17 protein-coding genes are annotated in these 24,820 nt (G+C 62.9%); 9 read left to right on the top strand and 8 right to left on the bottom strand.

The genetic code is table 11. From position 1 onward, the window contains the following. Positions 1 to 175 precede the first annotated feature (175 nt). The 6 genes from ACTJJN_RS24810 to ACTJJN_RS24785 all read left to right on the top strand — a co-directional run bounded on the left by ACTJJN_RS24810 (position 176) and on the right by ACTJJN_RS24785 (position 8,529). Positions 176 to 694, top strand: coding sequence for an RNA polymerase sigma factor (locus ACTJJN_RS24810; protein WP_003255629.1), 519 nt, complete (start codon positions 176 to 178; stop codon positions 692 to 694). Continuing rightward, complete coding sequence (locus ACTJJN_RS24805; protein ID WP_011953274.1) at positions 691 to 1,647, top strand: FecR domain-containing protein; 957 nt, start codon at positions 691 to 693, stop codon at positions 1,645 to 1,647. Before ACTJJN_RS24810 ends, ACTJJN_RS24805 begins: the two co-directional genes overlap by 4 nt. A 244-nt stretch (positions 1,648 to 1,891) precedes the next feature. After that, positions 1,892 to 4,324, top strand: coding sequence for a TonB-dependent siderophore receptor (locus ACTJJN_RS24800; protein WP_221100728.1), 2,433 nt, complete (start codon positions 1,892 to 1,894; stop codon positions 4,322 to 4,324). 56 nt (positions 4,325 to 4,380) lie between these two features. Continuing rightward, positions 4,381 to 5,493 carry a PepSY-associated TM helix domain-containing protein gene (locus tag ACTJJN_RS24795; RefSeq protein ID WP_221100729.1) on the top strand — a complete coding sequence of 371 codons (1,113 nt, stop codon included), beginning with the start codon at positions 4,381 to 4,383 and terminating at the stop codon, positions 5,491 to 5,493. After that, a complete protein-coding gene (locus ACTJJN_RS24790) occupies positions 5,490 to 5,675 on the top strand; it encodes a hypothetical protein (protein WP_011953272.1) in 186 nt (61 codons plus the stop codon). The genes ACTJJN_RS24795 and ACTJJN_RS24790 overlap by 4 nt, the downstream gene beginning before the upstream one ends. 67 nt (positions 5,676 to 5,742) lie before the next feature. Continuing rightward, the gene (locus tag ACTJJN_RS24785) at positions 5,743 to 8,529 is read left to right on the top strand and encodes a dermonecrotic toxin domain-containing protein (protein ID WP_440781695.1); all 2,787 of its coding nucleotides are present in this window, start codon (positions 5,743 to 5,745) and stop codon (positions 8,527 to 8,529) included. 18 nt (positions 8,530 to 8,547) lie between these two features. On the opposite strand, the gene ACTJJN_RS24780 is transcribed toward ACTJJN_RS24785, so the two are convergent. The 8 genes from ACTJJN_RS24780 to glnE form a co-directional block, all read right to left on the bottom strand. Then, positions 8,548 to 9,990, bottom strand: coding sequence for a lipopolysaccharide kinase InaA family protein (locus tag ACTJJN_RS24780; RefSeq protein WP_440781694.1), 1,443 nt, complete (start codon positions 9,988 to 9,990; stop codon positions 8,548 to 8,550). After that, complete coding sequence (locus ACTJJN_RS24775; protein WP_003255640.1) at positions 9,990 to 10,742, bottom strand: lipopolysaccharide kinase InaA family protein; 753 nt, start codon at positions 10,740 to 10,742, stop codon at positions 9,990 to 9,992. Before ACTJJN_RS24775 ends, ACTJJN_RS24780 begins: the two co-directional genes overlap by 1 nt. Then, the gene (locus ACTJJN_RS24770; RefSeq protein WP_003255642.1) at positions 10,739 to 11,473 is read right to left on the bottom strand and encodes a lipopolysaccharide kinase InaA family protein; all 735 of its coding nucleotides are present in this window, start codon (positions 11,471 to 11,473) and stop codon (positions 10,739 to 10,741) included. Before ACTJJN_RS24770 ends, ACTJJN_RS24775 begins: the two co-directional genes overlap by 4 nt. Next, positions 11,473 to 12,279 carry a lipopolysaccharide core heptose(I) kinase RfaP gene (rfaP, locus tag ACTJJN_RS24765; protein WP_003255644.1) on the bottom strand — a complete coding sequence of 269 codons (807 nt, stop codon included), beginning with the start codon at positions 12,277 to 12,279 and terminating at the stop codon, positions 11,473 to 11,475. Before rfaP ends, ACTJJN_RS24770 begins: the two co-directional genes overlap by 1 nt. Then, entirely contained in the window at positions 12,276 to 13,400 is a 1,125-nt protein-coding gene (locus tag ACTJJN_RS24760) for a glycosyltransferase family 4 protein (RefSeq protein WP_324737483.1), read from the bottom strand. Before ACTJJN_RS24760 ends, rfaP begins: the two co-directional genes overlap by 4 nt. Then, a complete protein-coding gene (gene waaC, locus ACTJJN_RS24755; protein ID WP_003255648.1) occupies positions 13,400 to 14,458 on the bottom strand; it encodes a lipopolysaccharide heptosyltransferase I in 1,059 nt (352 codons plus the stop codon). Before waaC ends, ACTJJN_RS24760 begins: the two co-directional genes overlap by 1 nt. Continuing rightward, positions 14,459 to 15,508, bottom strand: coding sequence for a lipopolysaccharide heptosyltransferase II (waaF, locus tag ACTJJN_RS24750; protein ID WP_088513532.1), 1,050 nt, complete (start codon positions 15,506 to 15,508; stop codon positions 14,459 to 14,461). A 234-nt stretch (positions 15,509 to 15,742) separates the two neighbouring features. Further along, positions 15,743 to 18,676 carry a bifunctional [glutamate--ammonia ligase]-adenylyl-L-tyrosine phosphorylase/[glutamate--ammonia-ligase] adenylyltransferase gene (glnE, locus tag ACTJJN_RS24745; protein WP_003255650.1) on the bottom strand — a complete coding sequence of 978 codons (2,934 nt, stop codon included), beginning with the start codon at positions 18,674 to 18,676 and terminating at the stop codon, positions 15,743 to 15,745. Between the two features lie 383 nt (positions 18,677 to 19,059). Here glnE and aceE point away from each other — a divergent pair, with 383 nt between their 5' ends. The 3 genes from aceE to ACTJJN_RS24730 all read left to right on the top strand — a co-directional run bounded on the left by aceE (position 19,060) and on the right by ACTJJN_RS24730 (position 24,666). Beyond that, on the top strand, positions 19,060 to 21,705 hold the full coding sequence (gene aceE, locus ACTJJN_RS24740) for a pyruvate dehydrogenase (acetyl-transferring), homodimeric type (RefSeq protein WP_440781692.1): 2,646 nt from the start codon (positions 19,060 to 19,062) through the stop codon (positions 21,703 to 21,705). A gap of 13 nt (positions 21,706 to 21,718) precedes the next feature. Next, entirely contained in the window at positions 21,719 to 23,359 is a 1,641-nt protein-coding gene (aceF, locus tag ACTJJN_RS24735) for a dihydrolipoyllysine-residue acetyltransferase (protein ID WP_143494274.1), read from the top strand. Positions 23,360 to 23,715: 356 nt separating this feature from the next. Continuing rightward, entirely contained in the window at positions 23,716 to 24,666 is a 951-nt protein-coding gene (locus ACTJJN_RS24730; RefSeq protein ID WP_004577666.1) for an IS110 family transposase, read from the top strand. Positions 24,667 to 24,820: the final 154 nt, after the last annotated feature.

The following is a 24,820-nucleotide window of genomic DNA, read 5'->3' as shown; positions in this document are numbered from 1 at the left end:
TGAGCGCCGCCCGCGCGGCGTATCGCGAGCAAGCTTGATCTCACCGGCGCCACATAACTCAAACCAAGCCCCATGATGGCAATCCGATAAGCGTCCATTGCACCCACCCCCTCCCCTCTGCAACAATCGAGAATAATTATCGTTAGTTAATGCATTCGTTCCAGGGGGACGCTGCTTGTCTTCTGCACAAAGCCCACACGCCGATCTGGTCGGTGCGCTGTACCGCGACCACCGCGGCTGGCTGCTCGCCTGGCTGCAACGCAGCATGGCCTGCCGCCAACGTGCCGAAGACCTGAGCCAGGACACCTTCGTGCGCCTGCTTGGTCGTGAGCAACTGGAGACACCCCGCGAACCCCGCGCGTTTCTGGCCGCCGTGGCCAAGGGGCTGATGTTCGACCACTTCCGTCGCACCGCGCTGGAACAAGCCTACCTGGCCGAGCTGGCATTGATCCCTGAAGCCGAACAGCCGTCGCCAGAAATGCAGCACCTGATCCTTGAAGACCTCAAAGCCATCGACCGCCTGCTCGGCAAGCTGTCGAGCAAGGCTCGCGCGGCGTTTCTGCACAGCCGCCTGGACGGCATGGGCCATGCCGAGATTGCCGAGCGCCTTGGCGTTTCGGTGTCGCGGGTGCGCCAGTACATCGCCCAAGGGATGCGCCAGTGCTATGTAGCCCTGTATGGGGAGCCGACGTGAGCAACGTCCCGGTTTCGTCCCGGGTCCTGGAAGCCGCGATTGCCTGGAAACTCAGCCTCGGCGACAGCAGCAGCACGCCTGATGAGCGCAATGAATTCATGCGCTGGCATGCCGCCAGCGAAGAGCACGCACGTGCCTGGCGCCAGCTCGGCGCCATGGACCAACGCGTTAGCGCGGCGGCTGGCCCGGCACGCCAGGCGCTGCTGCAATCACGCGCCAGCCTGCGGCGACGCATTGGCAAGGTTGGCGGCGGGCTGGCTGGCACGTTTCTGCTCGGCGCGCTGCTGGCATGGGGCGGCGCCCCGTCGCTGGCACCCAGCTACTGGCTGGCTGACCAGCGCACCGCCACGGGAGAGTTGCGTACCTTGCGCCTGGAAGACGGCACACTGCTGAGCCTGAACACCCACACCGCCGTAGACATCGACTACGCCGGCGCGCAACGGGTGATCGTGCTGCACCAAGGCGAAATCTCGGTCGAAACCGGCCACCAGGACTCGCGCCCGCTGCTGGTACGCACTGAGGACGGTCGCTTGCGGCCACTGGGCACGCGCTTCCTGGTGCGCCGCGAAGCCGACGGTACGCGCCTGGAAGTGCTACAAGCCTCGGTCGCCGCCATGCCGCATAACAGCGGCGACGAACAGGTGCTACGCGAAGGCCAGCAGGTGTTGATGAACGCCAACGGCATCGGCGAGGTTGGCACGGTGCCTGCCGGTGCCGATGCCTGGACCCGCGGCATGCTGGTGGTCGACAACGTACGCCTGGGCGACCTGCTCGCCACACTGGGCCAGTACCGCAGCGGCTACCTCGGGGTGGATGCCAAGGTCGCCGACCTGCGTGTGACCGGCAGCTTCCCGCTGACCAACACCGACCTGGCGCTGGCCTCGCTGGTGCCGGCGTTGCCGGTGAAGATCGAGCGGCATACGCAGTGGTGGGTGAACGTCACGTCCAAATAGGCCTGGCCTGCTGACCAATTTCCACCCGCCGTTCACTGTTGCCGCCACCACCGTATTCGCGGGTAAACCCGCTCCTAGTGGGCACACATCGGGGTCGTCGTAGGAGCGGGTTCACCCGCGAAGAGGCCGGTGCTGGCAAACCCCCTTTTAAATAATTCTCAATATTTTTCAGATTCACCCTGTCACTTTTCAGATCTCGCTCGGCAAGGAAGCAGCAAGCACTTACCCGTCGAGGAACCGCCGCATGCCCCGTGCCGTTGATCATATTCTGCGCCCCAGCCTGATGGCCCTGGCCATCGGCCTGGCTGCCCCGCTGACCAGCCCTGCCTTGTTCGCCGCCGAGCAATCCATGTCGCGCGCCTACAACCTGCCCAGCGCGCCACTGGCCACCACCCTCAACCAGATCGCCAGCCAGGCCGGCATTGCCTTGGCCATCGACCCGGCACTGGTCAGCGGACGCACCTCGACCCCGGTAAGTGGCCAATACGACGGCCTGGGCGCCCTGCAAGCCGCCCTGAGCGGTACCGGCCTGCAGTTGCAGCAGAGCAGTGCGGGCAGCTACAGCCTGGTGGCCGTGCCGGATGGCACACTGGCCTTGCCGGAAACCACCGTGAATGCCACCAGCGCCAGCGAAAGCGCCTGGGGCCCGGTTGAAGGCTACGTGGCCAAGCGCACTGCTGCTGGCACCAAGACTGACACGGCACTTGTGGAGGTCCCCCGCTCCATCTCTGTGGCCACCCGCGAGCAAATGAAAGACCGCGGTGTACACAGCCTGGATGATGCAGTGCGCTATATGCCAGGTATCGTCTCCGCCAGCTTCGGCAGCGATACGCGGTATGACTGGATGCGCGTGCGCGGCTTCGAGCCAACGCAATTTCTGGATGGGCTGCCGCTGCCACGCGGGGTGTATGCCAACCCGAAAGCCGAAACCTGGAACCTCGACCGCCTCGCCCTGCTGCGCGGCCCGGCCTCTTCGATCTACGGCCAGACCCCACCTGGCGGCCTGCTGGACATGGTCAGCCGCCGTCCGCAAGCGGAAAGCGCTCACGAAATCGAGCTTCAATACGGCAGCGACAACCATCGCCAGATCAACTTCGCCAGCACCGGCAAGATCGACGATGAAGGTCGCTTTCTCTATGGCGTCAGTGGCGTTATCCGTGACAGTGGCACCCAGATCGACCACATCGACAACAAGCGCTACAACATTGCCCCAAGCCTGACCTGGAACATTGACGAAGACACGACGCTGACCTTCCTGACCCAGTTCACCCGTGACGATACCGGTGCCACCAGCCAATTCCGGCCCATCCAGGGCACCAAGATCGACATGCCGTTCGGCAAGATCTCGCACCACAAGAACCTGGGTGACCCGGATTACGAGTTCTACGACCGTACTTACTACGCGCTGGGTTACGCCTTCGAACACCGCATCAACGACGTCTGGCAGTTCCGCCAGAACCTGCGCTACACCAAGTCAGACCTGTCGTTCCAGACCATCACCCCTGGCAGTTACTACGAGCCCGGCGGCCCGGTCAAAGACGATGGCACTGTCAGCCGCATGTCCACCAACACCGATGAAGACATCAGCCAGTTCGCAGTGGACAACAACTTCCAGGCGGACTTCGCTACCGGGGACATCAACCACACGCTGTTGATCGGCCTGGACCACCAGCGCATCAACACCAACTACCTGTCGATCTTCGACTTCACCGTGCCGGACAGCAACGTCAACAACCCGGTCTACGGGCTGCCGATCACTCGCCCGGATCGCTCGACCGCGTTTTACGACTACAACCAGAAAACCCGTCAGACCGGCCTGTATGTGCAGGACCAGATGGCGCTTGGTAACTGGCGCCTGACCCTGGGCGGTCGTGAAGACTGGGTGCACACCGGCACCAAGTTCTTCAACCAGGGCGATGCCACCAATACCCAGCGGGACAAGAAGTTCAGCGGCAACGCAGCCATCAGCTACGTGTTCGACTCGGGCTTCGTGCCGTACCTGTCCTATGCCGAGTCGTTCCAGCCCTCCAGCAATGCCAGTGTGTCAGCCTCGGACTCGTTCAAGCCCACCGAAGGCAAACAGTGGGAGCTGGGCGTGAAGTATCAGCCGCCGGGGTCCAACACCCTGTTGTCGGCAGCCGTGTACGACCTGACTCAGAAAAACGTCTCGGTCACCAACACGGTCGGTGGTGTGACCATCACCAGCCAGACCGGTGAAGTGAAAGTCCGCGGCCTTGAGCTGGAAGCGGTTTCCGATGTGACCGACAACCTGAAGGTGATTGCCGCCTACACCCTGGCCAAGTCCGAGGTGCAGGATGGCGATTTCAAAGGTAACCGCCTGCAACTGATGCCTAACCAGCAAGCGTCCATCTGGGGCGACTACACCTGGCACTCAGGCGTACTCGACGGCTTCGGCATAGGCCTGGGCGCGCGTTATACCGGTAACACCTACGGTGACCAAGGCAATACCTACCTGGGCAAGGCCAAGGCCTACACCGTCTTCGACGGGTCGGTGCATTACGACCTGGGTCGCCTGAACGGCAGCCTGAAGGGCGCGTCGGTCGCGGTCACCGCCACCAACCTGCTGAACAAGGACTACCTCTCTACTTGTGACGCGTACTACTGCTACTACGGCGATGAGCGCAGCGTTGTCGCCAGCGCCACTTACAAGTTCTGAGTAAGCTGGGGCCGCCTTGCGGCCCCGGGTTCCAACCGACAACAATCGGTACCGTGATGAAGAGCCCCACCATCCGCCGCTGGTCCTTGATCCACACCTGGAGCAGCCTGGTCTGTACCCTGTTCCTGCTGTTGCTGGCAGTCACCGGCCTGCCGCTGATCTTCCACCACGAACTCGAACACCTGCTAGGCGACGCCCCTGAACTGCGTGAAATGCCGGCAGGCACACCGCACCTCGACCTGCAGCAACTGGTGCTCAAGGCCGAACAACATCGCCCCGGCGAGGTCATGCAGTACTTCGGCTACGATGAAGACGAGCCCAACGGCGTAGTCGCCATTACCGCCGCCACCGCCGGCACCGACCCCAACCTGTCGCACACCTTCATGCTCGATGCACGCACCGGCGAGGCGGTGGCCATGCCGGCCGCCAACGGCGGTTTCATGATGGTGATGCTGCGCCTGCATGTGGACATGTTCGCAGGCCTACCGGGCAAGCTGCTGCTGGCCTTCATGGGCGTATTGTTCATTGTCGCGATTGTCTCCGGCACCGTGCTCTATGCGCCGTTCATGCGCCGCCTGGAATTCGGCACCGTACGCGACAAGAAGTCCCGCCGCCTGCGCTGGCTCGACCTGCACAACCTGATCGGCGTGGTCACCCTGGCCTGGGCATTGACGGTGAGCGTGACCGGGGTAATCAGTGCCCTGTCCGACCTGGTCATCGCGGCCTGGCGCAACGACAGCCTGGCTGCGATGGTTGCCCCCTACCGCGACGCCCCGCCGCTCGTCGAGCGCGCCCCAGCCACTCGCCTGCTGGACATTGCCGAACAGGCCGCGCCGGGCATGCGCCCGGACTTCATCGCGTTTCCTGGCACGCGTTTCTCCAGCGAGCACCACTATGCGGTGTTCATGAACGGTGCCACCCACCTGAGTTCGCACCTGTTCACGCCAGTACTGATCGATGCTCGCACCCTTGAAGTGACTGCCGTCGGCAACCGTCCCTGGTACATGGATGCCATGGGCCTGTCGCAGCCACTGCATTTCGGCGATTACGGCGGGCGACCGATGCAGATCCTCTGGGCGTTACTGGACGTGCTGACAATCATCGTGCTCGGCAGCGGCCTCTACCTGTGGTGGGGCAAGCAGCGCAAACCCAGGGAGGCACGCGCATGAGCCACAGGTCTCAAGCCACTGCACGCCTCTTCGCCTGGCCAGCGTTGATTGCCCTGCTTGGCTTCCTGGGCCTGTTCGCCGCACTGCTCGGCGACGGTGGCTGGGACGTTCTGGCATGGGCCGGCCTGGGCCTGCCGGCCCTGCTGAGCCTGCGCGGGCTGCTCTGGCGTCGGGGGCGCTAGCCCGCTACCACCCCGCAACCGCAGGTATTGCCAAGCATGGGGTTTTCCTCAACCAAGGAACCGCCCCATGCGCCCCCTCGAACAACTGGAACAGATCGACCGACAAATCGGTGACTTGCTCGACGGCCTTCCAACCCTCGACCGTCAACACCCCATCAACCCCGACACGCGCACCTGGCTGCACGGCGAACTGGCCAGCTTCTGGACCACGGCCGATGAGCAAGGCGAAACCCCCAGACAAAAGCTGCTGGCACTGCGCAAGGCGCTGATGCTGGCCGAGGTTGAACTGCGCCTGGGCGACGAGACCTTGGGCTACCGCTCAGCCGATCAACTATGGGCCTGCCTGCAACAGCCACTACCCTCCCAGCGCAGGCATATGCCCCTGGCCAAAAGGCCACAGGTCTACCGCGTTCTGCTGGAAGGCCTACGGCCCAACTGGCGAAGCTACCTGCCAGGCACACTGATCATCGTTGCCGGTACCGCCGAAGGCCCTATGCTCACGCCTCAGGATGCCGCAGGCGCTGCTTTGCTGTGCAGCCTGTCACAAGGCATAGAGGCCTTCGACTCCCTTGCCGCACTGCATTTAGAGCTTTGCGAACGCCTGGAAGCCCCCCTCCAGAGCAGACCGCTGCTGCAGCTGTACTCTGACGCGCAGGCAGACCGCGCTCGCCGGTCACAGCGCCTGCGCTATGACTGGTACGCCGACAGCCTGCTGGAGGCCCAGATCGACAGCGTGATAGAAGCCCAACGCCAACGCCTGAGTGACACCGGCTTGTGGAGCAACGGCTCACCCGACCAGCACACCCGAATACATAAAGCCCTGGCGCTATGGCCCGAAGTCGGCGCCAAACCCATCCTGCAAACACGCTACTCTCAATTGCTTGAGAAGAATCTGCCCAACTGGCTGCGCAATACATCTGCGCAAGGCCTGAGCCATATGATGCAGGCCATGCAAACGCTGGTGGCAATCGCCGAGCAGGCTGCAGCCCCGGGAGTGCTGAGCCTTGACGACTTCAAGCAACGCAATAGCCTGCTGGCCTGGGCCAACGCACGCCTTCGCGAGCGCCTGGGCCATGACCTGGGGTACGACACAGATCCTCGCGAGATCAAGATCGTGGTCGTACGCGCCCGCCGCACGGGCGCCATCATGCATCCCTTCGCCCTCTCATCCTATGTCACCTATGCAGGCATGCGACGCGTGGGCCACGAGATGGTGGAGATGGTCGAGGAAATCAACACCCTCGAAGAGATCGCCCTCAAGAACTTGCCGTGGTTCGATACCGACTACTGGCTGACTGCCCGGGTGATCCATGCCCACGGTAAAGCCATGCCCGCCGGGCTCACGCCGCCGTATGTCAAGCACATGGTCCGGGAACTGAACGTGGGTGACAGCTACGCAAAGTACCTGCACACCCAACTCATCAGTTCCAGAGCAGGCAAATGGCGCCTGACTGCGCACAGTAAGGTCAACCGTGCACGCATGCACGCTGAAGCAGTCAAGGCGCGCTACGCCGGACACTTTGGCGAAGACCCTTTCGAACATGGCTACAACTGGGTGCGCGCAGTGTTGGACCAACCACACAATGCCTTGCGTGCACCGGTAGCCGGCTACCCGGTCACTGTTCGACAGTTGAACATCATGGGCCATACCCTGCAGGGCGTGCTTCTGCTCAACAGCCTCCCCTACAAATCTCCGGCATGCGTGCTGTACACCCCGGATGCCCCAGACCGCAGGGCCTGGCGCCGTTTTCGCACGACCCGCGAACTGCTTCGCACATTGCGCCAACAGCCCACGTTGAGAGCATACGTAGCCCAGCACCTGCCATTGCTGCCTGCCGCCACGGTGCAGCGGTTGCTGGACAAGGGGCGCCTGAGCACGCATTTGACCACGCCCGAGGTCAAAGACGACCTTTTCTTCGACTACTACATGGCCGAGGCCCGGGCGCTGATCGCCCAGGCCGATGCCGACAGCATGACGACCAGCGAAGTGAATGCGGAGTCGGTCATGGCGTTGAGCTGGCGCTTGCTGGACTTCATCAGCCTGCTGTTGCCGAACCGTGCGCTGCTGGTGCTGTCGATCGGCCGCATGGCAATCGATATCTGGGACGGCGCCGAGGCCTTCAAGCAAGAGGATGTCGAGGGGGTGATGCGGCATGCCTATCAGGCGCTTAGCCACCTCAACGATGCGGGTACCAGTTTCATGGGTTCCAGAGTGCTACGCCGATCCCTGCGCGGGATCCCCAAACCACCGCCACTGCCGCTGCCCGCACGCCTCCAGGTACAACCGGACAGCAGCAGCCTGCGCTATCGCATAGACGGTATCTACGGTGAAGGTGTCTACGAGCAAAGCTCGGCGTTTGGTGGGCAATCGCTGTACTTCGTCAAGGACAACGACAACCGCTATTACCGGGTCAGCTTCGACGGCTACCGCTGGCGAGCCATTGACCCTGACCAGCCAGATGCCTATCTGCAGCAACCGCTCAAGCGCAAAGTCGACGGGCAGTGGGTGATCGACTCACCGGTGCTCTGGTACGACGGGCTGCCCGACCTGACGCAATTACTGCAGGACTGCTATCTGCAAGCGCCTGTGGCCGGCCTGCCGGTAAACACCGAACAAGGGCTTTTTCAGGCTGACGATCAGCTGTACCTGGCACTCGAGAACGGGCAGTTGCCTGTGCGCCGCCACCTCCTACCGGATCATTACCACTTGGAGATTGCCGTTGCCAGCAACGCCGGGGTGGTGCCGTGGGCGGTGCTGCGCCACGAAAACGGCCAGTGGCTGATACGCGTTCGCCAGGCAGGGCGCAGCAGTGACTGGCTGACACTGCCAGATCAACCACCGCCGGCCCACTGACAGCCGGAACCGGCGGCCTCAGTCGACCAGTTTTGGCAACAGCCGGTCCAGCCGCTGATGCAAGGCACTGCCATTGGGCCAGTTGCGCAGCAGCCGTGCCCGGTCACGGGCATAGGCCGGTGCGAAGCTGAGCTGGGTGGCGTGCTGGCACATGGCATCGAGGTCGATCAGCGACCACTGGCCGTTGTGCCAGAACAGGTTATGGCCTTTGAAGTCGCCGTGACTGATGCGTTCGCGAATCAGCTGCTGCATCACGTGCACCAAGGCATCCACCTGCTCCTCGGGCGCATCGCCGCTTTCGACGTAGGGCGCGAAGCATGCCGTCAGGTCCGGGCCGTCGACATACTCGGTGACCAGGTAAGCACGGCTGCGCAGGCCCAGCACCCGCTGTTCCAGCACCGCGAGGGGGCGTGGCGTGGCGATGTCGAGGAATTCCAGGCGGTGGCCTTCAATCCAGGAATGCCAGGCCCGGCTCGGGCGCCAGAAGCGCTTGAACCAATGTGCGGTGTTCTTGATGTTGTAGCGCTTGATCACCAACGGGCGACCATTGACCTCGATGCGCGCCACGCTGGCAGCGCCACCGGTCTTGTACAAATGGCCCTTGTCGATCAGCGCATCGGCCTGCTCCAGTACAGGCTGCATGGCCTGGACCTCACTGCGGCGGATCGCCTGCAAGCCCGAGAGGGTGCGCTGGACGCTGAACAGGCTGCACTCGCGGCCAGCCTTGTCCAGATAGTCCTTCTGGCGCCAGGTGCGCACCTTGTCCACCTGTTTTTGCAGGGCTTCCAGCGGCAACGCATGCTCGGCATTGGCCAGCAGGTAATGCACCAGCAGCTCTTCGATGAACGGCTCCAGGCGCTTGGGCAACTGGGCGAAGAACACCCCGAGGTTTTCCAGCACGCGTGGACGCGACAACTGCTGACCGGGTGTTTCCGCCCTGATGCCCGCACCGTCGATCAGGTACAGCTTGCCGGCATGGCGCAGCAGGTTGTCCAGGTGCAGGTCTTCCTGCCAAAGGCCTTGGGCGTGCATGTGCGCCACAGCCGTGAGCGCTTCGCCCAGTACCAGGTGCTGCTCGTCCGCCAGCACTGGCAGGTTTGCCACTGCGGCCCAGGCATCGGCCAGGCTTTGGGCACCGTCAAGGAACTCGAACAGCAGCCAGCCGCCCTCGCCTTCCTTGAGGCCGTCGGCCAGTAGCGTCGGTGTGGTCAGGCCTTGTTCGGCCAGCAACTTCACACCCTGCAGTTCGCGCTGGAAATGCCGCGCGGCGTTACCACCGACCAGCAGCTTCGCCAGCACCGGTGTGCCACGCCAGACACCAGCGCCCACATAACGCTGGCCCGGCAGCACACGCAGCAGGGTGAGCAGTTGCAAGTCGGCACTGCCGGCGGCATCAACCAACGTGATACTCAGGGGCAGCGTCGGGCTGCGCCCGGCATCCTTCAGTTCAGACAAACGCATCAGCGAGCCTCTTTTTCACGACGGCGTTGCGTCAGCCGTTGCAGCCAGGTGTCGACCAGCGCGCCGTCAGCCGGCTGCCCCAGGTAGGTCGCCAGCAAAGTACGTACATCCTGCACGCGCCAGGCCTGCGCGCGGCGCAGCAGCGGCTCCAGGTCCTTGAGGCGGTCACGCATGCCGAACAGCAGCGGCCGGGTCTTTTCCAGGTCGATCAATTGCGCGTCCCAACCCTCGCGGCGTTGACGCAGGAAAATGTGCTTGGGGTAGAAGCAGCCATGCACCTGGCCGGCGCTGTGCAGGGTGCGCGCCAGCTGACCGCAGGCCTGCAGGATGCCAGTGCGCTCGGCTTCACCCAACCGCGGCCACTGCGCCAGCAGGCTGTCGAGGTCGGCCCACTCGTCCAGAGCGCGGGTCATCAGGATAGCCCGGTGCTTGCCGCCCTGCTTGCGCTCGCCGTAGAACACCGCCTGCAATGCCGGAATGCGCAGCTTCTGGTAGCGACTGATGTTGCGGAATTCGCGGGCGAAGGTGGGCTCGCCGAACGGCCGGTGCAAGGTACGGGTCAGGTAGTCGCTCTGGCGCTTGAGGTAGTAGCCCTTGCCTTCGAGTTCCAGACGGAAGACGCTGCTCCAGCCACCACGGCCGGTGTTGGGTTCGTCCACAGCATCAAGTTGCAGCGCCCACAGTGCCTCGAAGTTGTCCAGGCCATGGCGCTTGAGCAGCGCGAGGTCCGCGCTGGCCAGGTAATCGGTCATTCCCTTCCCTCGAAAAAGCCCAGTACCCGATGAATGCGCTTTTTGTCACGCACATTCAGCCGGTCGCGGCCACGGTATTGCAGGTAGAAGCGCAGGCGCTGGGTAGCTGACAGGTGGTATTTGGCCACTTTGTCCAGGCATGCCAGGTCCTTGATCATCCGGTGGCGCCACATGAAACCGCGCCAGAAGTCGCCGGTAGGGCAGTCGATGAAGAATAGCGTGCCTTGGTCATCGACCAGCAGGTTGCGCCACTTCAGGTCGTTATGGGCAAAGCGGTGTTGGTGCATGACCCGGGTATGGCGCGCCAGTTGACGGCTGACATGGTCGACCCAGCTGCGGTCGGCCAAGCGCGCATCGTTGTTATCGGCCAGGGCCGACAGGTCTTCGGTGTGCGGCAGCTCACGGGTGATCATAGCACCACGGCCAAAGGCCAGGCCGTTGCGCTCCAGGCCCCAAGCCACGACTTCGGCAGTGGGGATACCCCATTTGGCGAACTGCTTGAGGTTTTGCCATTCGGCCTTGATGCGTGGCCGCCCCAGGTACCGGCGCATGTGCTTGCCGGCCCCGGTGTAGCGCTTGACGTAGTAGTTGATCCCGTCACGCTCGATGCGTACCACCTCACTGAGCGGGTCGCGGGTCAGCCGTTCGCCCTGGAGGGCGAACACCGCGTCGAGGCTGCCGAAGTCCGCCGCCAGGTGTTCGTACCCCGGCGCCAGTGTCCAACTCGCCATCAGAGTGCGTCCCCATAGCGTTGCTTGCGATCGTAGAGTTTCTGGGCCTTGCGCTCCAACCAGGCGAGCAGCGCGGCTTCGTCCTTCAGCACCTGCCGCAGCGGACGCTGGAAGTAACCGCGCAGGAAGCGCAGCTTGTCGCGTTGGGTCAGGCCAATGTCCAGGGCCGAAAAGTACAGCGCAGCCAGGTCCTTGTCGCGCCAGCGGCGGCTGATTCTGGCACGGGTTTGCGCGCGGTGCAGGTCGATCACCGACAGTTTGAAGTCATCCGCCGTCACCGGTCGGTCGGTGTGCAGCAGGAAATGGCAGATGTAGCAATCGCGGTGGTTGACCCCGGCGCGGTGCATCCCGCCAGTCATCTTCGCCACCTCGGCGATAAGTGCACGCTTCAGGCGCGGCTCAGGCGGCTGTTTGACCCAGTCGATGCTGAAGTCTTCCAGGCTGATGGTCGGCGCCAGCTCTTCGGTGATGATGAACGAGTGCTGCGCGGCCGGGTTGCTGCCACGCTCGCCATAGGCGACTGCGGTCATGGTAGGCACACCCACTTCATGCAGGCGCTGGATGGCCTTCCACTCCTGGCCGGCACCGAGCACCGGCAGCTTGGCGGTGAACAGGTTCTTGAAGATCTCGCCCCAGCCGATGCCACGGTGGATCTTGACGAAAAAGCCCTCGCCAGCCACTTCGGTGCGCAGCGTGCGGCGCCCTTCCAGCTCGCGATAGACCTCGCCTTGCAGCGCCTCCACGGCGTCGAAGGCATCACGCCCGGCCCACAGGCGTTTGAAGGGTTCGGCCAATATCAGCTTCATGCGGTTTTTTGCCCCAGGATCACGTCGGCAGCATGCTGCGGCATGCTGTACAGATCGGCGCTATCGGCAAATGCCAGGCCATTGCGCGACCAGCTGGCACGCGCCTGCGGGTCTTCGAGCATGCGCTGCAGATAGCCGTTGAGCTGCTCTTGTTCGAACGGCTCGTCCAGCACCAGGCCGCTGTCGGCCTCGGCAATGTAGTGGGCATAGCCGCACACCTTGGACACCAGCACCGGCAAGCCGGCGACCAACGCTTCGAGCAGCACCGTACCGGTATTCTCGTTGTACGCCGGGTGAATCAGCAGGTCGGCGCCCAGCAGGAAGCGCGGGATGTCGCTACGGCCCTTGAGGAACTGCACCTGGTCGCCCAGACCCAGGGTAGCGCTTTGCAGCTGGAATACCTTGGGGTCGTCCTGGCCGATCACCATCAGCCTGGTGCGTTTGCGCAGGGCCGACGGCAGCGCGGCCAGTGCCTTGAGGCTGCGGTCCACACCTTTGGTCTTGAAGCCTGAGCCAATCTGCACCAGCAGCAGGTCGTCCTCCCCCAGGTTGAATTCCTTGCGGAACTCAGCGCGGATCTCGGCGGCATTGGCCGGCGCACGGCGATCCTGGGAAATGCCTGGCGGCAGCAGGTGGAAGCGTTCTACCGGGGTGCCGTAATGCTTGATGAACAGCGGCTGCTGCACTTCGGAAATCATCAGCACTTCGGTATGGGCGTCCTTGGCGAACACCGCACGCTCGTACTCGGCAAAGTGCCGGTAGCGGCCCCAGCGGCGGTACAGGCCACCGCGCAGGGTCTGTGCCTTGTCCTCGAAGCAGCCGTCGGCGGCGTAGTACACGTCCAGCCCCGGCATCTTGTTGAAGCCGATCAAGCGGTCGACCGGGCGCTTGGCCAGGTCGGCGGCCATCCAGGCGCTGAGCTTCTCGTTGCGGCGGTGGTTGAAGATCGCCTTCACCGGCGCCACCAGCACTTCGAAGCCCGGCGGAATGTCACCCTCCCAGATCAGCGTATACACACGGATCTGGTGGCCCCGCTTCTGGCATTCCAGGGCAATGCGCATGAAATCGCGCTGCAGCCCGCCGAAGGGGAAATATTTGTAAAGCACGAAAGCCAGTTGCATCAACGGACATCCTCAGCCAGCAGCAACGCGCTCAAGCGGCTCGCCACATGCTCGGGATTCAGGCGAGTGAAGCACAGTGGCCACTCGCGTTTCAGATCGAACCGGGCCAGGTCATCGGCGCTCGGTTTGTAGGTGCACTTCTTCTGCAGGCAGGGAGCGCAAGGCCAGTCACTGGCCTGGTGAATCTGGGTCCGTCCGTAGGCGCCAGTCAGGCCCGGGTTGGTTGGGCCAAACAGCGAAAGGGTGGGCACATCGAGTGCCGCCGCCAGGTGGCCAAGGCCGGTATCGACCGCCACGCAGGCCTTTGCCGCCGCCAGAACACGAGCGACGCCGGCAAGGTTCAATTTGGGGAGCACCTGGCAGTTGTTCAAGCCTTGGGCAATTCGCTCGGCCCGCGCCTTCTCAGCCGGATTACCCCAAGGCAGGCGCACTTCCAGCTTGCGCCGGCCCATGCGCTCGGCCAGTTCGCGCCAGTAGGCTTCGGGCCAATGCTTGGTCGCCCAGGTGGTGCCATGCAGGAACACCACATAGGGCGCAGCCGGGGGCAGTTGCAGGCGGTCGAGGTCCAGGCCGTAGTTGCCGATGCCTTCTGGCAGGTCATAGGCCAGGGCCATGGCAAACAGTTGGCGTACCCGCTCCACCGCGTGCTGGCCGGTAGCAACCGACAGAGGCCGGTCGTAGAAGCGGCTGGCCCAGCCTTCGCGCGCCGAGTAGCGGTCCAGGCCGGCGACGGGTGCCTTCACGTAACGGGTCAACCAGGCCGACTTGACCAGGCCCTGGGCGTCGATCACAAGGTCGTACTTGCGCTCGCGCACGCGCTGCTTGAACGCCTTCCACTCGCCACTCTTGATGGTTTGCCAAAGGTTCTTGCGCCAGCGACGAATCGCCACCGGGATGACCTGGTCGACCGCGGGGTGCCAACTGGGGATTTCGGCGAAGCCTTCCTCCACCACCCAATCGAAACGGATACCGGGAATGGCATGGGCGGCATCGGTAAGCGCCGGCAGGGTGTGGATGACATCCCCCAGCGACGAGGTCTTGATGATCAGTACCCGCACTTAGTCGACCTCGGCCACGGTATCGATCAGGTCCGGTCCGCTGAGGCTGTGCAGGGCGGCAATCACTTTGCCCGGTTCCAGCAGACGCAGGCAATTGTAATGGCCGAAGCGACAGGTGCGGTCAAAGCACGGGCTGCACTCGATACCGGTGCGCACCACTTCCACCTGTTCGGCCAACGGTGGGGTGAAGCCGGGGGAAGTCGAGCCGTACACCGCCACCAACGGACGGTTCAGCGCAGCGGCCACGTGCATCAGGCCGGAATCGTTGGACACCACGGCATGGGCGCAGGACATCAGGTCGATGGCATCGGCCAGCGAGGTCTCACCGGCCAGGTTGGACGACTCTTCACGGAACCCCGGAATCAGCCGGTCGCGGATCTGCTCACCGACCGAGTGATCGTTCTTCGAGCCAAACAGCCACACTTGCCAGCCTTGGCGAATCATCGCATCGGCCACAGCGGCATAGTGCTCTGCCGGCCAGCGCTTGGCTTCGCCAAACTCGGCGCCAGGGCACAGCGCCAGTACCGGACGGTCCAGTTCCAGGCCGAACTTGGCCAGGGCGGCGTCACGGCTTTGCGCTTCGATCTGCAGGCTGGGGCGCGGGTATGGCTGCGGCAGCTCGGCGCCGGGCGCGTACGCCAGGGCCATGAAGCGCTCGATCATCAGCGGGTAGCGGGCCTTGTCCAGCTTGCGCACATCGTTCAGCAGGCCGAAGCGCATTTCACCGCGCCAGCCGGTGCGTTTGGGAATGCCGGCAAAAAAGGGCACCAGCGCCGACTTGAGCGAGTTGGGCAGCAGGATAGCCTGGTCGTACTGGCCGGCCAGGGACTTGCCGATGCGCCGACGTGTGGCCAGCTCCAGCGCGCCGTGGCCGAGCGGGAAGCTCAAGGCCTGACGCACTTCAGGCATGCGTTCGAGGATCGGCCGGCTCCATTCAGGGGCCAGCACGTCGATCACGCAGTCGGGGTGCTGCTGTTTCAGGCACTGGAACAGGGTCTGCGCCATCACCATGTCGCCGACCCAGCTGGGGCCAATGATCAGTATTCTCATGCTTAGTCCAGAAACGCTCGGGGAGGCTACAGGCTGCGGTACAGCCTGGCCTCCCCTCTTTATATTCAGGCTATGTGGCCGACAGTGTAACACCGGTGGTGAGGCATGAGCCTTTGGGGCTGCTTTGCAGCCCATCGCGACACAAGGCCGCTCCCACAAAAGGTACTGCATACGCCGGCCAATGGTGGGAGCGGCCTTGTGTGGCGAAAGGGCCGCACAGCGGCCCCAACGATCTCAAGTCAGCCCCAGTTCACCCCAGATCCGCCGCACTTCACGGCGTTCATCGGCAAACTGTGCCGCATCGATCACCCCGGCCTGCTTCTGCAGGGCCTGGCGGTGGGAGGCCGAGCGGAACGCCTTGTACACTTCACGCAACAGCACCGCGTCACTGGCCGGCATCAAGTTCGCCTGCTCCAGCTCTTCCAGAATGCGGATGTTATCGGTCCATCGAAGTATGGCCGGATGGTCATGGGACCAGGCCAAAGCGGCGTATTGCACCATAAATTCGATATCGACGATACCGCCGGCATCCTGCTTGATATCGAAGGGTACACCGGCGTCGAAGGCGTTCGCCGCGGTACCGGCAGCCGTAGCCTTGGTACCGAGGTTGTCACGCATCTTGGCGCGCATTTCACTCACCTCGCCGCGCAGCTTTTCCAGGTCGCGGGCCTGGCCCAGTACCTTGGCACGCACACCTTCGAATGCAGCCCCCACCTGCTTGCAACCCACCAGCACACGGGCCCGCACCAGCGCCTGGTGTTCCCAGGTCCAGGCTTCGTTCTGCTGGTAGCGCTCGAAGGCGCCCAGCGAGCTGACCAGCAGGCCCGAGGCGCCGGACGGGCGCAGGCGCATATCCACGTCGTACAGTTGGCCCGAGTTGGTCTGGGTGGTCAGCAAGTGGATGATGCGCTGCCCCAGACGCGTGAAGAACTGCGCGCTGTCGATAGGCTTCGCACCGTCGGTTTCCGCCTGCGGATCGCCGTCATGGATGAAGACCAGGTCCAGGTCCGAACCGTGGCCGAGCTCCAGGCCGCCCATCTTGCCGTAACCGATGATGATGAAACCCGGGTCGCACAGGCTGCCGTCGCTGCGCTTGGGTTGGCCGTGGCGGGCCACGGTCTGGCGCCAGGCCAAGGCCAGCACCTGGTCGAGGATCGCTTCCGCCAGCCAGGTCAGGTAGTCGCTGACTTTCATCAACGGCAGGTTGCCGCTGATTTCCGAGGCGGCCACGCGCAGGCTGTGGGCCAGCTTGAAATGGCGCAGCGCCTCCATCTGCTGCTCCAGGTCGTCCTCGGGGATGCGCGTCAGGCGCTCGCGCAGCTCGCTGGCCAGTTCTGGCGCCAAGGGCGGGCTGAACAAGCGGCCCTCATTGAGCAGTTCGTCGAGCAGCAGCGGGTAAAGGGCAATCTGCTCGGCAATCCACGGGCTGGCGGCGCACAGCGTCAGCAAACGGCGCAAGGCACCGGGGTTTTCGGTCAGCAGTACCAGGTAGGCAGAACGCCTTGCCACAGCCTCGACCAATGGCAGCACCCGCTCAAGCACCAGGTCAGGGTTGTCATGCTCCACCGCCTGAGCCAACAGCCGTGGGATGAATGCGTCAAGTCGCTCACGGCCGATGCGCTGCATCGAGCGCAACTGCGGGCTGGAACGCAGCCCGGCCAGGCGCCTCAAGGCTTCGGCGGGTTGCTTGAAGCCAGCCTCTTGCAATTGCCGGCCAGCGGCTTCTTCATCCTGCGCCTGCTCCCACAACGGCGACCACTCACCACCCACCACCAGTTCGCCTTCGCCGTCTTCATCATCCGGGTCGGCAATGACCTGGCGGAAATGCCAGTCGATACGGCCACGCCAGTACATCAGCTGGTCGTGGAAGCTCTGCCAGTCGGCAAAACCGAGCACATAGGCCACGCGTGCCTGATCGGTCTCACCTTCCGGCAACATTTGCGTCTGGCGGTCGGCGATGGCCTGGATGGCGTGCTCGGTGTAGCGCAGGAACTCATAGCCCTCGCGCAACTCGGCCACCACTGCTGGCGGCAGGTAGCCTTGGCCTTCCAGGGTGGCCAGCACCTTGAGCAACGGCCGCTGCTGCAGGCTGAGGTCACGCCCGCCGTGGATCAGCTGGAAGGCCTGGGCGATGAACTCCACTTCACGAATACCACCGGCACCCAGCTTGATGTTCTCGGCCATGCCCTTGCGCCGCACTTCCTGCTGGATCAGCTGCTTCATGGTGCGCAGCGCTTCGATTGCGGAAAAGTCCAGGTAGCGGCGGTACACGAACGGGCGCAGCATCTCCTGCAACTGCGCGCCGGCCGCCTGGTCGCCGGCCACCACCCGCGCCTTGATCATCGCGTAACGTTCCCAGTCACGGCCCTGGTCCTGGTAGTACTGCTCCAGTGCATTGAAGCTGAGCACCAGGGCACCCGCCGAACCATAGGGGCGCAGGCGCATGTCAACGCGGAATACAAAGCCGTCGACGGTAACCGGGTCCAGTGCCTTGATCAGCCTTTGGCCCAGGCGCGTGAAGAACTCCTGGTTATCCAGCGAGCGCTTCACCCCTTCGGTTTCACCGCCCTCGGGAAAACCGAAGATCAGGTCGATGTCCGACGACAGGTTAAGCTCTACCGCTCCCAGCTTGCCCATGCCCAGCACCACCATGTGCTGCGGCTGGCCGCTGCGGTTGCCGATGGGCGTGCCGAATTGCTGGCAATGGCGCGGGTACAGCCATTGGTAGGCTTCGTCGATGGCCGCATCGGCAAGGTCCGACAGGTCGCGGCAGGTTTCGCCAAGTTCCGCCTGACGGGTAATGTCGCGCCAGATAATGCGCAACTGCTGGCGGTTGCGCGCGCGGCGCAGATTGCGCGCCAGCTCGTCCTCGCTCTGTGCCGCCTGGGCTGTTGCGGCGATTTGCCCGCGCAGCTCACCCGGGGCGTATCGCCGCTCCAGCTCGCCACTGGCCAGCAGGGCGAACAGCATGGCGGGCTCGCGCTGGGCCAGGCTGAGCACGAACTCGCTGGCAGCAGCCACCTGGTCGAACTGCTGCCGGTGCAGCGGGCTCCAGGCCTGCAGGTCGAGTTCGGGGTGGCCGGCCACGGCATCGCTGATGAACTGCTGGTTGCGAGTGACCAGCGGCTGCAAGGTGGCAGGCAGATCGGAGGGCAAAGGTAGGCGCATGGTCTATCCTTGATCGGCGTGAAATAGAGGGGAAAAAGCGGCCAAGGGGAAGCCGGACCACGGTTGGACTGTCGTACAAAAGTTGGAAATAGCTGAAAAAAACGAAAACTTGGCAACAAACATCAAGAACCACCCGTTCGCGACACAATGCCAACCAACATGAACGTTTTTCCTCACAAGCCAAGGTGCGACCAAACGTCGCACAAATGTAGTTTTACTACTACTCGTGTCGTGTAAAAGCATGAAATGCGAAAGCAAATGTAGTAAAACTACAACGCGCCGGAAGACACCCCGGTAATCCAAGAATTCACGACGTCTGCCCATAAGGCCAGTCGCAATCTCAGGCAATCGATTCTGGTTGCCTTTCCGCCCTGGAGCAAGCCATGCAAGACCTCGATCCAATCGAAACCCAGGAATGGCTGGATGCCCTGGAGTCGGTCCTCGACAAAGAAGGCGAAGACCGCGCTCATTACCTGATGACCCGTATGGGCGAGCTGGCCACCCGTAGTGGCTCCCAGCTGCCGTATGCGATCACCACGCCATACCGCAACACCATCCCTGTCACCCACGAAGCACGCATGCCTGGCGACCTGTTCATGGAACGCCGCATTCGCTCGATGGTGCGTTGGAACGCGCTGGCCATGGTCATGCGTACCAACCTGAAAGACTCGGACCTGGGCGGACACATCTCTAGCTTCGCCTCCAGTGCCACCCTGTACGACATCGGCTTCAACTACTTCTTCCAGGCCCCTACCGAAGAACACGGCGGCGACCTGGTCTTCTTCCAGGGCCACGCTTCGCCTGGCGTCTACGCTCGTGCCTTCATGGAAGGCCGTATCAGCGAAGACCAGATGAACAACTTCCGTCAGGAAGTGGACGGCAACGGCCTGTCTTCGTACCCGCACCCATGGTTGATGCCTGACTTCTGGCAGTTCCCGACCGTTTCGATGGGTCTGGGCCCAATCCAGGCGATCTACCAGGCACGCTTCATGAAGTACCTGGAAGCCCGTGGCTTCATCCCGGCCGGCAAGCAGAAGGTCTGGTGCTTCATGGGCGACGGTGAGTGCGACGAGCCGGAATCCCTGGGTGCAATCGCCCTGGCCGGCCGCGAGAAGCTGGACAACCTGATCTTCGTCATCAACTGCAACCTGCAGCGCCTCGACGGCCCGGTTCGCGGCAACGGCAAGATCATCCAGGAACTCGAAGGCGTGTTCCGTGGCGGTGGCTGGAACGTCAACAAAGTCGTCTGGGGCCGTTTCTGGGACCCACTGCTGGCCAAGGACACCAACGGTGCCCTGCAGCGCCGCATGGACGAGGTCATCGACGGCGAATACCAGAACTACAAAGCCAAAGACGGCGCGTACGTTCGCGAGCACTTCTTCAACACCCCGGAACTCAAGGCCATGGTCGAAGACCTGTCCGACGAAGAGATCTGGAAGCTCAACCGTGGCGGTCACGACCCGTACAAGGTCTACGCGGCGTATCACCAGGCTGTGAACCACAAAGAGCAGCCGACCGTCATCCTGGCCAAGACCATCAAGGGTTACGGCACCGGTGCTGGCGAAGCCAAGAACACCGCGCACAACACCAAGAAGGTCGACGTCGACAGCCTGCGTCACTTCCGTGACCGCTTCGACATCCCGGTCAAGGATGCCGACCTGGAGAACCTGCCGTTCTTCAAGCCGGAAGAAGGTTCTGCCGAAGCCAAGTACCTGGCCGAGCGCCGCGCAGCCCTGGGTGGCTTCGTACCGCAGCGCCGCGCCAAGAGCTTCAGCGTGCCGACCCCGCCACTGGAAACGCTGAAAGCGATCCTGGACGGCTCGGGCGACCGCGAAATCTCCACCACCATGGCCTTCGTGCGTATTCTGGCGCAGCTGGTCAAGGACAAGGACATCGGCCAGCGCATCGTCCCGATCATCCCGGACGAAGCCCGTACCTTCGGTATGGAAGGCATGTTCCGCCAGTTGGGTATCTACTCGTCGGTCGGCCAGCTCTACGAGCCAGTCGATAAAGACCAGGTGATGTTCTACCGCGAAGACAAGAAGGGCCAGATCCTCGAGGAAGGCATCAACGAAGCCGGCGCCATGTCGTCGTTCATCGCTGCCGGTACCTCGTACAGCTGCCACAACCAGCCGATGCTGCCGTTCTACATCTTCTACTCGATGTTCGGTTTCCAGCGTATTGGCGACCTGGCCTGGGCCGCTGGCGACAGCCGCACCCGTGGCTTCCTGATCGGCGGTACCGCCGGCCGTACCACCCTCAACGGTGAAGGCCTGCAGCACGAAGACGGTCACAGCCACATGATGGCGGGCACCATCCCGAACTGCCGCACCTACGATCCGACCTACGGCTACGAGCTGGCGGTGATCATCCAGGACGGCATGAAGAAGATGACCGAAGAGCAACAGGACATCTTCTACTACATCACCGTGATGAACGAATCCTACCAGCAGCCAGCCATGCCGACCGGTGTCGAGGAAGGCATCATCAAGGGCATGTACCTGCTGGAAGAGGATACCCGCGAAGCCGCACACCACGTACAGCTGATGGGCTCCGGCACCATCCTGCGCGAAGTCCGCGAAGCCGCGAAGATCCTGCGTGAAGAGTTCAACGTCGGTGCCGACGTGTGGAGCGTCACCAGCTTCAACGAACTGCGCCGCGACGGCCTGGCCGTGGAACGCGCCAACCGCCTGAAGCCTGGCCAGAAGCCACAGCAGACCTACGTCGAGCAGTGCCTGAACGGTCGCAAAGGCCCGGTTATCGCCTCTACCGACTACATGAAGCTGTTCGCCGAGCAGATTCGCCAGTGGGTACCGAGCAAAGAGTTCAAAGTCCTGGGTACCGACGGTTACGGTCGCAGCGACAGCCGCAAGAAGCTGCGTCACTTCTTCGAAGTCGACCGCCACTTCGTGGTGCTGGCTGCCCTGGAAGCCCTGGCTGACCGTGGCGAGATCGAACCCAAGGTTGTTGCAGACGCTATCGTCAAGTTCGGTATCGACCCGGACAAGCGCAACCCACTGGACTGCTGAGGAGTATTTTTAAGTGAGCGAACTCATTCGCGTACCTGACATCGGCAGCGGTGAAGGTGAAATCATCGAGCTGTTCGTCAAGGTCGGTGATCGTATCGAGGCTGACCAGAGCCTGCTGACCCTGGAGTCCGACAAGGCCTCCATGGAGATTCCGGCGCCCAAGGCCGGCGTCATCAAGGAACTGAAGGTCAAGCTGGGCGACCGCCTGAAAGAAGGCGACGAGCTGCTGGTCCTGGAAGCCGAGGGCGCCGCTGCTGCGGCCCCTGAGGCTCCGGCCGCTGCCGCTGCTCCGGCTGCTGCTCCAGCGCCAGCCGCTGAAGCCGCTCCGGCTGCTCCGGCCGCAGCCCCGGCTGCTGCCAGCGTGCAGGACATCCACGTGCCGGACATCGGTTCGTCGGGCAAGGCCAAGATCATCGAAGTGCTGGTCAAGGTCGGCGACACCGTCGAAGCCGACCAGTCGCTGATTACCCTGGAGTCCGACAAGGCTTCCATGGAAATCCCGTCGCCGGCTGCCGGCGTGGTCGAAGAAGTACTGTGCAAGCTGGAAGACGAAGTCGGCACTGGCGACCTGATCTTCAAGCTCAAGGTTGCTGGCGCTGCGCCTGCTGCTGCAGCGGCACCAGCTGCTGCTGCCCCGGCCAAGGCTGAGGCTGCTCCGGCTGCCGCACCTGCTCCTGCTGCTGCCCCGGCCGCTGCCGCAGCACCGGCTGCGACCGCACCGGCTGCCGGCAGCAATGCCAAGGTTCACGCTGGCCCGGCGGTTCGCCAGCTGGCCCGTGAATTTGGTGTCGACCTGGGCGCGGTTGCCGCCACCGGTCCGCACGGCCGCATCCTGAAAGAAGACGTACAGGTGTACGTCAAGGCGATGATGCAGAAGGCCAAGGAAGCACCGGCAGCCGCTGGCGCAACCGGTGGTGCTGGCATCCCGCCGATCCCTGCCGTGGACTTCAGCAAGTTCGGTGAAGTGGAAGAAGTGGCCCTGACCCGCCTGATGCAGGTCGGTGCTGCCAACCTGCACCGCAGCTGGCTCAACGTGCCGCACGTGACCCAGTTCGACTCTGCCGACATCACCGAGCTGGAAGCCTTCCGCGTTGCGCAGAAGGCCGTGGCCGAGAAGGCTGGGGTGAAGCTGACCGTGCTGCCACTGCTGCTCAAGGCCTGCGCCTTCCTGCTCAAGGAACTGCCGGACTTCAACAGCTCGCTGGCGCCAAGCGGCAAGGCCATCATCCGCAAGAAGTACGTGCACATCGGCTTCGCCGTGGACACCCCGGACGGCCTGCTGGTCCCTGTGATCAAGAACGTCGACCAGAAGAGCCTGCTGCAACTGGCTGCCGAAGCCGCTGCACTGGCCGAGAAGGCGCGCACCAAGAAGCTGTCGGCCGACGAGATGCAAGGCGCTTGCTTCACCATCTCCAGCCTCGGCCACATTGGCGGCACCGGCTTCACGCCGATCGTCAACGCGCCGGAAGTGGCTATCCTGGGCGTCTCCAAGGCGACCATGCAGCCAGTCTGGGATGGCAAGGCCTTCCAGCCAAAGCTGATGCTGCCGCTGTCGCTGTCCTACGATCACCGTGTGATCAACGGCGCTGCCGCCGCGCGCTTCACCAAGCGCCTGGGCGACGTGCTGGGCGATATCCGCACCATGCTGCTGTAAGCCAGCACACTGCCCCTCCTTGCGAGGGGCAGTACCCTTTTCGAGCTGCCACGCTCGTACCTCAACCCCGTCGATTGGCGGGGCTTTTTTTTGCCTGGAAAAAGCTGGGAGGGCTTCGCCCTCCTTTCGCGACACAAGGCCGCTTGTGTCTTGATGGGGGATTAGAATCTGGAGTGAGAGCGGTGAATGGCAAGCTGAATGCCGTAGGTGCCTTGAGCACGTGTGGGAGCACAAGCTGCCATTCACCGTTCCACTTTGGCGAGAGCCCGAACAGTTGGATGCGGCTCTGATCTCGAATCACAAGCGTGGGCCAAGCCAAAGTCCTCTCACTGTGTTGAGTTTAGGAGGTTTTGGTGATGGCTTCCTTCTTGGGTATCGATGTTTCCAGTCTCTCCCTTGATGCTGCGGTGCGGCCACAGGGCATCAAAATGCATTTAAGCAATGATCCCACAGGCTTTGAGGCGCTACTGGAGAGCCTTCGCAAGCTCAGTATCAAGCGCGTCCTGTTAGAGGCGACGGGTGGCTACGAGCGAGATGTCATGCGTTTTCTACAGGACGCTGGCTACAAGGTCATACGCGTTAATCCCAGGCGAGCCAGGTCATTCGCTGACTCTCTAGGCATCAAGGCCAAGACTGACGCCATCGACGCCGAGGTTCTGGCGCACTATGCCGAAGTCATTCCAGATCAACCCTCCCTGCGAATCAGCCCCGAACGAGCGCTTCTGCGAGAGTTGCTTCAGCAACGTGATCGGTTGGTTCAACAGCGAGATGACGACCTGCGGCGCCTGAAGCAGGTGCAATCGACTGCAGTTGCTAACTACCTGAATGCCAACCTGAAACACTTCAAAGCGCAGATCAAACTGGTTGAGCGTGAGATCGAACAGCAAACCGCGATGCTGAACGACGAACGGGTTACCCAACTGATTAAAGTGAAAGGCATTGGGATGGTGACAGCGGGCAAGCTAGTAGCGCTGCTGCCGGAGCTGGGTCGGGTTGAATCCAGAGAAATTGCCTCCCTGGTCGGAGTGGCGCCCTTCAACCACGACAGTGGGAAATTCATGGGCAAGCGCTCTATCTCTGGCGGACGATTTGCGGTCAGGCGATCGCTGTACATGGCATGCCTTGTGGCGATGAGATACAACCCAGCACTCAAGGCTCGTTATCAGTCACTGCGGGAGCGCGGAAAACTTCCCAAAGTCGCTATCGTGGCCTGCATGAGAACGTTCATCGTGCGGTTAAATGCCATGCTCAGAACGGGTACATCATGGCTCGATCTAGTGCTACCGCAGCCTGAAAGTACAACGTAAATCCAGAACGCAGCGTGAGCCGCGTGGAAGCGGGCTTGCCCGCGAAGCCAACACCGTGGTGGATGGCACGGGCTTCGCCCGTGTTCGCGGGCAAGCCCGCTCCCACAGGGAAGGCGCCAGCTTTTAGAAATTGAGCAAGACAGTTGCTCCCACA

This window comes from Pseudomonas sp. 22515 (assembly GCF_052044625.1).
Lineage (GTDB): Bacteria > Pseudomonadota > Gammaproteobacteria > Pseudomonadales > Pseudomonadaceae > Aquipseudomonas > Aquipseudomonas alloputida.
Note: the sequence above shows the minus strand (reverse complement) of the source record. Positions and strands in the feature narration are given on the sequence as shown.